Below are 12,843 nucleotides of genomic sequence, written 5' to 3'. Positions count from 1 at the left end.
TCGCCTGTGTTTCAATCCTTCTTTCCAAGGCCGAAGCTGTTTTTCACCTCGGCTGTACTCTGGACCATCGTTGCCGTCGCATTCTGGTACGGTTTCGCAGATGAGTTGAGCGGCCCGCTCGGCTTCGGTGTTTCCGAGACCAATCCCAAAGAGATCGTGGGGGCAGGGTTTTTCGTTTCACCAGAATTCATCTGGTTCTACTGCTACTATTTCATCTGTACGGTCCTTTTCGGCGGCTTCTGGTGGATGTTTGCCAGAAATCACCGCTGGCAGATCTGGTCTGTCTGGGGCTCGTCCGCGATCATTTTCTCGACCTATTATTCCGTTCAGGTTTCGGTCGCCATCAACAACTGGCGCAGACCTTTTGGCGATACGCTGCAGAACGCGCTGCCGGGCAACAACGGTGTCACGGTGGGGGACTTCTATTCGCTCATGATCGTGTTCGTGCAGATCGTGGCGTTTCAGGTCGTCCTGTACGTCTTTACCCGGTTTTTCGTGAGCCATTACGTCTTCCGATGGCGCACCGCGATGAACGATTACTATGTCGAGAAGTGGTCGAAGGTTCGCCATATCGAAGGTGCCTCGCAGCGTATTCAGGAAGATACGATGCGGTTTGCAGCGATCATGGAAGGGCTTGGGGTCGCGATGATCGACTCGGTCATGACATTGATCGCCTTTTTGCCCGTCTTGCTGTCCCTGTCGAGCTACGTTTCCGAACTGCCGATCGTCGGTGCCATTCCAGCCCCGTTGTTCACGGCGGTCATCTTGTGGTCGCTGTTCGGCACAGGTCTGCTGGCGATTGTCGGCATCAAGCTGCCAGGGCTGGAGTTTCACAACCAGCGTGTTGAGGCGGCCTATCGTAAGGAACTGGTCTACGGAGAGGACTACGAGCACAGGGCGCAGCCGATAACGCTGACGGAACTGTTCGCCAACGTTCGCAAGAACTATTTCCGGCTTTACCGCCACTATCTTTACTTCAACCTGGCCCGAGGCATCTACCTTCAGGCGGATAACCTGTTCACCTATTTCATTCTCGTTCCTACCATTGTCTCCGGCGCAATTACCTACGGTATCCTGCAGCAGATCCTGACCGCCTTCGGCCAGGTGTCGAATTCGTTCCAGTACCTGGTCAATTCCTGGACGACGATCATCGAACTCCTGTCCATCTACAAACGTCTGAAGGGCTTTGAGGTCTCGATTGCCGAACACGAGAGAATGTCGCCGGAAGAGCTTGCAAAGATCGTTGCGGAGAAAGAATCGAAGCTCTGAGGCTTACCTGTGTAGCGGGCCTCTGTAGCGGGAACGTTCACACATCAGGGATTGCCGCCGCTCTTTTGAGTGTGCGGCAATTTTTCTGCAACTGGGCTTGCCGCAAGCCTCGTTTGGTCAAATACTGAAGGCCCTTCACCTCACTGCCGCCTCATCGCATCCCATTCGCGGGACAATTCTTGATCTGCTGCACTTGAAGGGCCAGTCGAACTGGTTCTTCCCACGGTTTTCGGACCGGTACGCCGTGGGATTTTTCTTTTAAAAGCCGGGCCTGGAAGTTGTTATGGCGTTCTTGAGCCAGAAGTCCCGTTTCTCCGGACCTCCGGCGCCCACCGGGATGACCCGGCAGGCACCTCTTATCGGAATATCGCTTAAAGTCGCCTCCACCATGGTGTTCTTCGTCATGGCAACGGCGCTGAAGGTCGCTGCCGAGACGGTGCCGATCGGTGAGCTCGTGTTCGCACGCAATTTCTTCGGCCTGTTTCCGGTGCTGATCATGGTGGCGATGCGCCGGGAGCTGGGGCTTGCCTTCAAGACAGGCAACCCGCTGGGGCATCTCACCCGGGCGTCCGTCGGGCTGACGGCGATGGTCTGCGGGTTCACCGCGCTGTCCCTGCTGCCTCTGCCGGATGCGACAGCCATCGGCTTTGCCTCGCCGCTTTTCGTCGTGGTGCTGGCGTTTCTGCTGCTTGGCGAAAAGGTGCGGGTCTATCGCTGGAGCGCGGTCGGTGTCGGCTTTGTCGGCATTCTGGTGGTGTTGTCGCCGCATCTGGGCGACGCGGAAATAGACAACAATTCGATGATAGGTGCCTTGATTGGCGTGATGGGGGCAGGCTTTGCGGCGCTTGCCATGATCACCGTGCGCAAGTTGTGCGAGACGGAGCGCACGTCAACCATCGTCACCTGGTTCGCAGGCATGTCTTCGCTTCTGTCTCTGCTCACCCTGCCGCTTGGTCTTCTGCTGCCGGGGCAGGCCTGGATCGTGCCGGATCTGCCCACGGCCGGGCTGCTGTTGCTGATCGGTCTTGCCGGCGGTGTCGGCCAGATCCTGCTCACGCAGAGCTACCGCTTTGCCGATGCCTCCACCGTTGCACCGTTCGACTATGTCAACATGCTGTGGGCGATCATTGTCGGCTGGGTGATCTTCAATGAAACGCCGCTGCCGACGGTGGTGCTGGGGGCGGCAATCGTGATTGCCGCCGGTATCTTCGTCATCTACCGTGAACACAAGCTCGGCCTGGACCGGACCAAGGCCCGCCGGGCGTCGTCGCCGTCGCGTTCGTAGGCGGGAGAGACAAGAGGGCAGGTCACACTGCCTTTCCTGAGTCATTCCGGACAAGTGAGGCGAAGCCGAGCGCTGATCCGGAATCCAGACTTATTTCGCGCCTTTGGCGCGGCATTACACGAATAGAAAAGAGTTCGCTCCGCTCACGCTGATGCGCTGGATTCCGGATCTGCGCGCAGCTTTACTGCGCTTGTCCGGAATGACGGCGAATACGGGTGGTTTCTTAATTCAGCCTTATTGCGGCTTGTACTCGAACCGCTCGGTCGCGCTCTTGGTGCCGTCCTTGTAGATCAGCTGCACGCTGATCGACTGGGCCGACCCGGCGGGAAGTTCCAGGTACGGTTTTTCCTTGAGCACGACGTTGGGGTTGTCCGGATCACAGGCTTCCAGTTGCCATTCCTGGTCAATCGGGCCGTCGTTCAGTCCGTAGAAGACATAGTCGATACCGCACTTCCAGGATTCCAGGTGGGTGAAATAGATCAGCTCCTGGCCCTGCCAGTCGCGGAATGACACCCAGTTGGCCTTGGTCATGTCCAGGATCTGCTTGATCTGCTCCGGCGGCATGCCTTGCGCGGATGCGGTGGTGCTGAGGGGGGCAAGAGCAAGGCTCAGGCAAAGGGCTGCGGATTTAAGAAGCTGCATGGAAATTGTCCGGGTCTGACCTTAGAAAGCTTTGAAGGTTATGATGGTTTTGGTGTCCTGAATGCCGTCGATCGGATGGACCTTCTCGTTCACGAAATGACCGATGTCCGAACCGTCCTCGACATAGAATTTCACCAGGAGATCGTAGTCGCCGGAGGTCGAATAGACTTCGGACGCAATTTCAGCGTCCGCAATTGCGTTGGCAACCTGATAGGTCTTGCCCAACTGGCATTTGATCATCACGAAAAACGGTACCATGGGGCGCTCCGGCAGTTGGGGTTTGAAGTGGGTGAGCGTGTCACCTGAACCGTTCACCGGGCCGTTCGGTTTCGAAAAAGGGCCGGGCGACAGATTCACAAAAAGTAGACTAGGACATCGCCCATCTCCTTGCGCCAGTCAATTGCGGAGTGGCGGCTCTGCACATGCCGGGTCTTGCAATCGCGCTGCCAGCTTGTTAGCAGTGCAAACATCTCATGGGGGTGCCCGGCCATTCAGGTTCGGGCTGAGAGGCGGCTTGCCAACTCCTTGAACCTGATCCGGCTGATACCGGCGGAGGGATTTGAGATCATGATGCAAACACCACTTCCCGCAACACGTCTTTTCCGGAATACCGGCAATGGGTTTTCCGTCACAGGAGAGCCGTTATGAGCCTGTCCGTCGCCGCTTCCACGCAGGCGTTGAGCGCTGAACTTGTCTTCACCATGCTGGAGCGAGTGCGGCAGAAAACGCCGCGTGTTCACGCTATAACCAACGCTGTCGCGCAGAATTTCACTGCCAATGTGCTGCTGGCACTTGGCGCCATCCCTTCCATGACGATCGCGCGGGAGGAAGTTGCCGCCTTTGCTGGCGGCGCCGACGCGCTGCTGGTGAACCTCGGCACGCTCGACGAGGAACGCCGCGCGGCCATCCCGCTTGCCATCGAAGCTGCCAGGAAGGCCGGCCGGCCGGTCTGTGTCGATCCGGTTTTCGTCAACCGGTCCCCCGTTCGCTGTGCCTTTGCGCGTGAGCTTCTGGAGCCGAAACCGGATCTGGTGCGGCTGAATTCGGATGAACTTGCCGCGCTTTTGCCGGATCGGGCGGATGTCGATAACCTGATAGAGGCGGGAACGGTTTTTGCCGTGACCGGCCCGGAGGACAGGATCGAAAGCCGGGGTGAAGACTTCCTGCTGCGCAACGGTGATCCGCTGATGTCGCGCGTGACGGCCACCGGCTGTGCTGGTGGTGCGGTTCTGGCAGCGTTCCTGAGTGTCGAAAACGACCGGGCGTTGGCCGCCGCTTGCGGACTGTCCGTCTTTAACATTGCCGGCGAAATTGCCGCGGGCCAGTCGGCCGGGCCGGGCAGTCTCGTGCCGGAATTGCTCGACGCGCTCTATTCACTGACCGACCGCGACATTGAAACCCGTCTCAAGACCGGCTGATGCGCGCTTGCCGTCATTTTACATTCTGGAGGCTTTCATGACCGCAATCGCGGTGACCATTGCAGGATCGGATTCCGGCGGCGGAGCCGGTATTCAGGCGGATCTCAAGACCTTCTCCGCCAATGGTGTCTATGGCGCGAGCGTCATTGCGGCACTAACAGCGCAGAACACGCTGGGTGTCAGCGCCATTCACGATGTGCCGCCGGATTTCGTCCGCGCCCAGATGACCGCAGTCTTCACCGACCTGACCGTCAAGGCAACCAAGATCGGCATGCTGTCGAAGGTCGATACGATCGAGGCCGTGGCGGAAGGGCTGCAGACGCTCGAGACGGGCACAGTGGTGCTTGATCCTGTGATGGTTGCCGCATCCGGGGATCCCCTGTTGGCGGACAGTGCCGTGGACACGTTGATCACCCTGTTGCTGCCGCTGGCCGACATCGTGACACCGAACCTGCATGAAGCTGCCCGCATGTTGCAGGCCGATGTGGCGGCAGACGAAACGCAGATGCACACACAGGCAGAGCGTCTTCTCGGCCTCGGAGCCAACTCGGTTCTGCTCAAGGGCGGGCACGGGGCCGGCGCGCAAAGTGCGGACCTGCTGCTGGACCGTGAAGGCAATGCGATCTGGCTCCGGTCCGACAGGGTCAAGACCGACAACACCCACGGAACCGGCTGTACGCTGTCGTCGGCCATAGCCGCGGGACTTGCCAAGGGGCAGGACATGGAAGCGGCCGTACGGTCCGCCAAATCCTATATTCAGGCCGCAATCGCCGCCGCCGATGAATTGCACATCGGCAGTGGTCATGGCCCCGTTCATCATTTCCACGCGTTCTGGAGCAAGTGAGATGACCAGTCAGCCAAAGACCGAAACCGGACGGATCAGTCGCAGAGGGCTTCTGGGGGCATCCGCCGCCGTCGGAGCCAGCGCATTGGCTGCCCCTGCGCTGGCGCAGGAACAGGCGACGCTGGAATGGAAGATGGTGACATCCTGGCCGAAAAACCTGCCGGGTCCCGGGATGACGGCGCAGCGCATTGCGGACAGGATCGAACTTATGTCCGGAGGACGGCTGCGCATCCGGCTTTACGCAGCCGGTGAACTGGTGCCGGCGCTGGGCGTGTTCGAGGCAGTTTCCGCGGGTACGGCGCAGATGGCGCATACGGCCTCGTTTTTCTGGCAGGGCAAGATCCCGGCCTCGGTCTATTTCACGGCCATCCCGTTCGGCCTGCTGCCGCATGAACACATTACCTGGATCGAACAGGGGGGCGGTCAGGCGCTCTGGGACGAGCTTTATGCTCCCTTCGGGCTACGGCCCGTCATGGCCGGAAATACCGGCGTTCAGATGGGGGGCTGGTTCAAGCGCGAGATCAACACGCTGGACGATCTCAAGGGGCTGAAGATCCGCATGCCGGGTCTTGGCGGCGAAGTGATGCGCAGGCTTGGGGCAACGCCTATCAGTCTGCCACCCGGCGAGCTGTTCCAGGCGCTGGACAGCGGGGTGCTGGATGCCACGGAATTCCTGGGGCCATGGTCGGACCGTGCAATGGGCTTCCAGAAAGCTGCCAAGTCCTACTATACGCCCGGGTTTCATGAGCCCAACGGAACCGGTGAAGCGATCTTCAACACAGTGGCGCTGGAAGGTCTGCCGGAAGACCTTCGCGCGATCATTCTGGAAGCCTGCAAAGCCGAAAACGGCCGGTCGCTTGCCGAAAGCGATTGGGAAAATGCGGGCGCGCTGCAGCTGTTGCAGGAGGAAGACGGCGTCGTTGTTCGCCCCTATCCGGATGATGTGCTGGAGGCGCTGCGGGCGACCTCTGCCGAGGTGCTGGCCGAATTTGCAAGCAAGGATGCGCTCAGTCAGAGGATCTACGATAGCCACATCGCTGCCCGGTCCCGTCTGGCTCCCTGGAGCGATGTCGCCATGCGCCGGTTCATGGAAGCCCGGGACGGCTAACTTTCTTGCCAGTGCTGCGGGCTGAACACCGGTCCTGTCCGCAGCCGATCTCCTTGCGGGCTGGTACACTCGACCGATTGGCAGTTTGAAACCAGCGGACCGCAAAGCGAACACTTCCGGGCGAAACGAAGGGGCTGCACGCTGGAAAATTTCCTGACTAAAAGTGTTTTCGGAGCAAAAAATTGCGGAACTGAGTCTGCATGGTCCTGTTTCCGCTAAGGAAGCTGATTGGTGATTTTACCAAGGAGCACCAAAGGGTTTGTCCTACAAATCCTTCGCGTTCCGTTGCGAGATCTGTGGCAAAGCCGCAACCATGCAGCGTTAAATTACGTTATGGGAAACTGATATCTGAGCTGCCTATTTTTTGGGCAAATGTTTGGGTGTGTGTCGTTTGGATAACGAACAGACTCTTAACTTGTCCTTTTTGAAGTGTTTTGACCATCGAGGCAGCATTCTCTGTGAAAAATTCTGCTTATTTCGCATTGCAGCATGAAAAACTGTTCGCAGAACTGACGTAAATATTCGGTTGAAACGAACGGCGTTCTCCTAAAATCCTGTCTCAGGTAGTCATCATTCATCCGGGGGCTAGGGGATGGGAGGAAACTCAATGCCGTGGGTAAACAAGAAAACAGTTCTACTTGCTTCAACAGCAGTAGCTCTATCAATGATTGCAAGTTCGGCCTTCGCTGGCGGTTTCGCGCTGAGAGAACAAAGCGCTTATTACCAGGGGATGTCTTTCGCAGGGAACGGAACGACGGGTGAGTCCATCTCCTCGATGTTCTGGAACCCGGCAACGCTTATTGGCGCCGGCAAGGGGCTTACGATTGAATCGCATAGCTCCTTCATCATGCCTGAATCCGATATCGACGGAACCTTTACGCCAGGTGCGCTGACAACCGTCAACGGTGCGACCACCAGCACTGTGGGCAGTGGCGACATCGCATCGGATGCCTGGGTGCCGTCCACATACACCGCTTACCGCTTCAACGATCAGCTGGTGTTCGGTCTTGCCGTCAACGCGCCGTTCGGGCTCAGCACCAAACCGGAACAGAACTGGGCGGGCCAATACTATTCCCGGTCGTCCGAAGTGTTTTCGGTCAACGTAAATCCGGCCATCGCCTATCAGATCAACGATATGTTCGCTGTCGGTGTCGGGATTCAGGCGCAATATCTGCAAGTCCGACTGAAATCGGCCTATCCGTTCTCCACCTCCGCTGCGACGACTGAATTCAAGGGGGAGGGCTATGGATTTGGCGTGACCGCCGGTCTGACCATCCGGCCGTGGGAAGGGACTGAAATCGGTCTTGGCTACCGGTCTGCGGTCGCCAACGATCTTGATGGCTCCTACACCAATCCGGGCGGGCGCTTTTTTGTGGGCACGACCCCGGTTTCCTTTGCGGGCAATCGCGCAGGCATCAATGCGACAGTTGTTACACCGGACACCGTGACCCTGTCGGCAAGTCACCGCATCAACGACGCTTTCAAGATCGCCGGTACGGTTGAATGGACCAACTGGTCCCGGCTGAAAACCGTGCATCCGAGCAGCGATGGCGGTACGGCGACCACCAATCCGACCGGTCTGCCCAACTTGGAATTCAACTACGATGACGGTTGGTTCTTCGCGGTCGGTGGGGAATACAACTGGAACCAGCAGGTTACCTTGCGTGCAGGTGTCGGCTATGAGCTCTCGCCGATTGACGAGAACATTCGCTCCACACGGTTGCCGGACAACGACCGTCTGTGGTTGTCGGCGGGTATGACCTGGTCGCCGGCGGATAACCTCGCTTTCGATATCGGCTACTCGCACCTGATCCCGGCCGACACCAAGATCGACATTTCTGGCAACCACCAGGACTACAATTCCAACATCGGTACCTACACCGGTAAGGTCGACAGCCAGGTGAACATCATCTCGGCCTCGCTCAGATACACCTACTGAGCGGGAACTCGCTGACAAAACACAACAAGGCCGGGGCAAACGCTCCGGCCTTTTGCTATTTCACCAGCTTTAAAAGGCTGCCGGGTAAAGCCCGCCATCCATCAGGATGTTCTGACCGGTGATGTAGCCGGCGTGACGGGAGCACAGGAAAGCACAGGTCTGGCCGAATTCCTCTGCCGAGCCGAACCGTCCAACCGGAATTTCGGCAGCCTGAGCCGCGCGAACATCCTCAACGCTTTTCCCGCTCTGCTGCGCAGCGCGTTCAAAGCCCCCCTTCAGCCGGTCCGTATCCATCTTGCCGGGCAGAAGGTTGTTGACCGTTACGCCGTGCGGAGCGAGCTGGCGGCAGACGCCTGCCAGGAACGCTGTGAGACCAGCCCGCGCGCCGCTGGAGAGGTCGAGCCCCTCTATGGGCATCTTCACAGACAGCGAGGTGATGTTGACGATACGGCCAAAGCCACGCTCCTTCATGCCGGGTACAACGGCCTGCATGAGCTCGATAGGGGTGACGAAGTTCTGCACCACACCTTCCAGAAGCGCTTCACGATCCAGCTCTGAATAGTCGCGCCGGGGCGGGCCGCCGTTGTTGTTGACCAGAATGTCCGGATTGGGGCAGGCCGCCAGAAGCGCCTTTTGCCCTTCTGAAGTGGAAACATCTGCTGCGATGGCGGTAACGCTCACCCCGTAGCGGCTGTGAAGCTGCGAACGGGTTTCTTCCAGAACCGTTTCGGTGCGGCCGTTCAGCACGATATCGCAGCCGGCTTCCGCCAGTGCTTGAGCGCAGCCCTTGCCGAGGCCGCGGCTCGACGCACAGATGATTGCCTTTTTGCCTTTGAGGCCGAGGTCCATGAGCGATCTCCTTGCTGCAATTTGGATAGGCTTTGTGACCGGCAAAAGCGGACGATGTCAAATGCCCTTGGGGCAGGGGGGCTGCCTGTTGGTAACCGGCAGGTGGTCTCCGCGAGGCCATTTTTCCGGGCGTGTCGGCGTCAATCATAAGGCTTGAAAATAACCACCGCCGGGGAAGTCCCGCCATTTGTCATAATAGTGATACTTGAATCGCGTCTAAAGCGCTCCAAAGGGAATTTGGAGAAGTGCTATGTCTACCGCAGAGGCATCGCGGCATTACCGGGCCTTGTTTATTTCCGACGTCCATCTCGGCACGCGCGGTTGTCAGGCGGAGATGCTACTGGACTTTCTGAAGGATAATGACGCCGAGACCATTTACCTGGTTGGCGACATTGCCGATGGCTGGCGTCTCCGGCGGTCGTGGTATTGGCCTCAGTTTCATAACGACGTGGTTCAGAAGATCCTGCGCAAAGGCCGCAAGGGCGCGCGCATCGTCTACATTCCCGGAAATCACGACGAGTTTCTGCGCAGTTTCCTCGGTACCCACTTTGGCGGCGTTGAAGTGACCGACAGCATCATTCACGAAGCGGCCAACGGAAAACGCTACCTGGTCATTCATGGCGATCAGTTCGACGTGGTGATCCGCCACGCCAAGTGGCTGGCCTTCTTTGGCGACAAGGCCTATGTGACCGCGCTCGGCATCAATACCTGGCTCAACATGGTGCGCCGCCGCCTTGGGCTGACCTACTGGTCACTGTCCGCCTGGGCCAAACTCAAGGTCAAGAATGCGGTCAGTTTTATCGGCCGTTTCGAAGAGGCGCTGTCCGACGAAGCCCGCCGTCAGGGTGTCGACGGCGTCATTTGCGGGCATATTCACCACGCCGCGGATCGAGATCTGGATGGCATTCACTACATCAACACGGGTGACTGGGTGGAAAGCTGCACTGCGGTTGCCGAGCACCACGATGGAACATTTGAGGTGATCCGATGGGTGGACCATACGCAGCAGGAGGCTGTGCCGGCGAAAGCCAAGGAAGCGCCGGTCGCCGCATGAGTTCCATTCTGATTGTGACGGATGCCTGGCATCCCCAGATAAACGGCGTGGTTCGCTCGCTGGAACGCACGGCCGAGGAACTGGAAAAGATCGGCGTGCGGGTGGAGTTTCTGACCCCTCAGGAGTTCACGACCCTGCCGTGTCCGACCTATCCGGAAATCCGCCTGTCGCTGACCCACCGGGGCATCGTGCGCCGGAAAATCGAGGAATACGGCTGCGAGCATCTTCACATTGCAACGGAAGGCCCGCTCGGTCTTCTGGCCGCTAGCGTGGCCAACAAGGCAAGGCGTCCCTTCACCACCAGTTACCACACCCGGTTTCCGGAGTATGTGTCGGCCCGTTTGCCGGTGCCGCTGACGTGGTCCTACAGCTGGCTGCGCCGTTTTCATAATTCCGGCTGCGGCTGCATGGTTGCGACACGGTCGCTGGAGCAGGATCTGCGCGGCCGTGGCTTTACCAATCTCATGCGCTGGTCGCGCGGGGTCGATGAACAGCAGTTCAAGCCCTATGAGGGATCCGTGCTGCCTGCCGACCTGCCGCGCCCGGTGTTCATGTATGTCGGCCGGGTTGCCGTCGAAAAGAACATCAAGGCATTTCTGGATCTCGACCTGCCCGGATCGAAGGTGGTGGTCGGCGACGGTCCTCAACTCGACAATCTGCGCCGGGAGTATCCGGCAGCGCATTTCACCGGGTCGAAGGTGGGTGAGGATCTTGCAAGGCATTACTCGGACGCGGATGTCTTCGTTTTTCCATCCCTCACGGATACCTTCGGCAACGTGATGCTGGAGGCACTGGCCTGCGGCGTGCCGGTTGCCGCCTTTCCGGTGATGGGGCCGCTCGACGTCATCAGCGATACGGGTGCTGGCGTTCTGTCCGAGGACCTTCGCGAAGCGGCGGAAGCGGCACTGGATATTCCACGCGACCATTGCCGGGCGATAGCCATGAACTACACCTGGGCGGCCAGCGCTCGTCAGTTCCTGGACAATTGCATTGAGGCGCAGGACATTTTCAATGGCCGTTTGGTGCGGGGAAAAGCTGCCGAATAAGGTCGCTGATCGTGCGTTTCGAGCCAGGCCGCGTGTCCGCGCACGAAATTGACACCAAGACAAGTTCCCGCTGGAACTGCCCGCCTTCCTGTGAAAACACTTGCATGAAGACCCTGACCCCAAAACAGGCCCGGCGCGTTGCGCCGTGACCTGATGCGGCTTGGGTACCCATACAATGGTTTGACGTATAGAGCGAGTTCCGATGTCGACAACACAATCGCAGCCTGTGTCTGAAGCTGGATCGAAGATGGCTGGACAGACCGTGTCCATCGAGGATGTAGAAGCTGCAGCGGAGCGGATCCGTGCCGAGGCCCTGGTGACGCCGCTGCTGCGCCATCCCCTGCTCGACGAGAGGACCGGGGCCACTGTTGTTATCAAACCGGAGAACCTGCAACGCAGCGGCTCGTTCAAGTTCCGCGGCGCCTTCAACCGGCTCAACCTCATACCGGAATCGGATCGTCCCAAGGGGGTGGTCGCGTGTTCGTCAGGCAACCACGCGCAGGGCGTTGCTGCAAGCGCGCAGTTGCTGGGTATGCCTGCAACCATCGTCATGCCGGCGGATGCTCCCAGGATCAAGCTGGACCGGACGCGCGGCTACGGGGCGACCGTGATCACCTATGACCGGGAAACCGAGGATCGCGATGCGGTCGCAGGTGACTTGTGTTCCCGGTCCGGGGCCACGCTTGTCCACCCCTACAATGATGTCGGCGTTATCGCGGGGCAGGGCACTGTCGGGCTGGAAATGGCGGCGCAGGCGGCTGCGCTGGGTCTTCATCTGGACCACGTGTTGGCTTGTACCGGTGGCGGCGGATTGTCCAGCGGCATTGCGCTGGCGCTGGAAAGCAAATCGCAGGGTACGGTCTTTCACACAGCTGAACCGGCCTTGTTTGACGATTACAAGCGGTCTCTGCAGGCTGGTGAGCGATTGTCGAACCCGGTCAAGACCGGGTCTATCTGCGATGCACTCCTGACTGACTCGCCAGGGAATATCGGCTTTTCAATCCTGCAACGCGTCGCAGGTGAAGGGGTAACCGTCACCGACGAGGAAGCCCTTGCGGCCGTGGCTTTTGCCTTTACCGAATTGAAGCTTGTCGTTGAGCCGGGAGGGGCGGTTGCACTTGCGGCCCTGCTGGCCGGCAAACTGCCTGTTACGGGAAAGACTGTAGGCATCGTGCTAACCGGCGGAAATATCGATCCACAAATGCTGATGACGGCGCTGTCCCGTTAACGTGACCTTAGGGCCTGTTCGCTATAGCGGGGGCTACAAGCATGGCTTGTCGAATCCGGGCAAGGAAGACTATCGGATGCGGCGGCCTGTTTGCCTTTTCGCCGGGACGATGTGAACGGGTTTGCTGAAAATCGAATTGTAACGCGCGGTGCCGGCAACGG

The 12,843-nt window shown here is 59.0% G+C and carries 12 protein-coding genes and 1 riboswitch; of the genes, 9 read left to right on the top strand and 3 right to left on the bottom strand.

The genetic code is table 11. The features are described 5' to 3' along the window. Nucleotides 1-6: 6 nt before the first annotated feature. Nucleotides 7-1,269: a peptide antibiotic transporter SbmA gene (sbmA, locus tag AC2A6O_RS14110; protein WP_148586166.1), complete on the top strand. Its 1,263-nt coding sequence runs from the start codon at nucleotides 7-9 to the stop codon at nucleotides 1,267-1,269. A 283-nt stretch (nucleotides 1,270-1,552) separates the two neighbouring features. Beyond that, nucleotides 1,553-2,554, top strand: coding sequence for a DMT family transporter (locus AC2A6O_RS14105; RefSeq protein WP_498927931.1), 1,002 nt, complete (start codon nucleotides 1,553-1,555; stop codon nucleotides 2,552-2,554). A gap of 234 nt (nucleotides 2,555-2,788) precedes the next feature. Here AC2A6O_RS14105 and AC2A6O_RS14100 read toward each other — a convergent pair whose 3' ends face one another. Together AC2A6O_RS14100 and AC2A6O_RS14095 are read right to left on the bottom strand one after the other, a co-directional pair. Next, nucleotides 2,789-3,196, bottom strand: coding sequence for a hypothetical protein (locus tag AC2A6O_RS14100; protein ID WP_148586167.1), 408 nt, complete (start codon nucleotides 3,194-3,196; stop codon nucleotides 2,789-2,791). Nucleotides 3,197-3,217: 21 nt separating this feature from the next. Next, nucleotides 3,218-3,454 carry an Lrp/AsnC ligand binding domain-containing protein gene (locus tag AC2A6O_RS14095; protein ID WP_148587290.1) on the bottom strand — a complete coding sequence of 79 codons (237 nt, stop codon included), beginning with the start codon at nucleotides 3,452-3,454 and terminating at the stop codon, nucleotides 3,218-3,220. A gap of 207 nt (nucleotides 3,455-3,661) precedes the next feature. Further along, nucleotides 3,662-3,772: riboswitch (TPP riboswitch) on the top strand. Nucleotides 3,773-3,840: 68 nt separating this feature from the next. Here AC2A6O_RS14095 and thiM point away from each other — a divergent pair. The 4 genes from thiM to AC2A6O_RS14075 all read left to right on the top strand — a co-directional run bounded on the left by thiM (nucleotide 3,841) and on the right by AC2A6O_RS14075 (nucleotide 8,505). Then, on the top strand, nucleotides 3,841-4,614 hold the full coding sequence (gene thiM / locus AC2A6O_RS14090) for a hydroxyethylthiazole kinase (RefSeq protein ID WP_498927929.1): 774 nt from the start codon (nucleotides 3,841-3,843) through the stop codon (nucleotides 4,612-4,614). 37 nt (nucleotides 4,615-4,651) lie between these two features. Beyond that, a complete protein-coding gene (gene thiD / locus AC2A6O_RS14085) occupies nucleotides 4,652-5,458 on the top strand; it encodes a bifunctional hydroxymethylpyrimidine kinase/phosphomethylpyrimidine kinase (RefSeq protein ID WP_498927927.1) in 807 nt (268 codons plus the stop codon). 1 nt (nucleotide 5,459) lies between these two features. Further along, the gene (locus AC2A6O_RS14080; protein WP_498927925.1) at nucleotides 5,460-6,566 is read left to right on the top strand and encodes a TRAP transporter substrate-binding protein; all 1,107 of its coding nucleotides are present in this window, start codon (nucleotides 5,460-5,462) and stop codon (nucleotides 6,564-6,566) included. A gap of 664 nt (nucleotides 6,567-7,230) precedes the next feature. Beyond that, nucleotides 7,231-8,505, top strand: coding sequence for an OmpP1/FadL family transporter (locus AC2A6O_RS14075; RefSeq protein WP_498927923.1), 1,275 nt, complete (start codon nucleotides 7,231-7,233; stop codon nucleotides 8,503-8,505). Between the two features lie 69 nt (nucleotides 8,506-8,574). On the opposite strand, the gene AC2A6O_RS14070 is transcribed toward AC2A6O_RS14075, so the two are convergent. After that, nucleotides 8,575-9,354 carry an SDR family oxidoreductase gene (locus AC2A6O_RS14070; protein WP_148586172.1) on the bottom strand — a complete coding sequence of 260 codons (780 nt, stop codon included), beginning with the start codon at nucleotides 9,352-9,354 and terminating at the stop codon, nucleotides 8,575-8,577. Nucleotides 9,355-9,604: 250 nt separating this feature from the next. Between AC2A6O_RS14070 and AC2A6O_RS14065 the strand changes: the two genes are divergently transcribed. The 3 genes from AC2A6O_RS14065 to AC2A6O_RS14055 all read left to right on the top strand — a co-directional run bounded on the left by AC2A6O_RS14065 (nucleotide 9,605) and on the right by AC2A6O_RS14055 (nucleotide 12,682). Then, entirely contained in the window at nucleotides 9,605-10,408 is an 804-nt protein-coding gene (locus tag AC2A6O_RS14065) for a UDP-2,3-diacylglucosamine diphosphatase (protein ID WP_498927920.1), read from the top strand. Then, entirely contained in the window at nucleotides 10,405-11,454 is a 1,050-nt protein-coding gene (locus AC2A6O_RS14060) for a glycosyltransferase family 4 protein (RefSeq protein WP_498927918.1), read from the top strand. Before AC2A6O_RS14065 ends, AC2A6O_RS14060 begins: the two co-directional genes overlap by 4 nt. Before the next feature lie 247 nt (nucleotides 11,455-11,701). Beyond that, nucleotides 11,702-12,682 (top strand): threonine ammonia-lyase, encoded by a 981-nt coding sequence (locus tag AC2A6O_RS14055; protein ID WP_498927916.1) that lies wholly within the window; start codon nucleotides 11,702-11,704, stop codon nucleotides 12,680-12,682. Nucleotides 12,683-12,843: the final 161 nt, after the last annotated feature.

This window comes from Labrenzia sp. ATLA3 (assembly GCF_057180185.1).
Note: the sequence above shows the minus strand (reverse complement) of the source record. Positions and strands in the feature narration are given on the sequence as shown.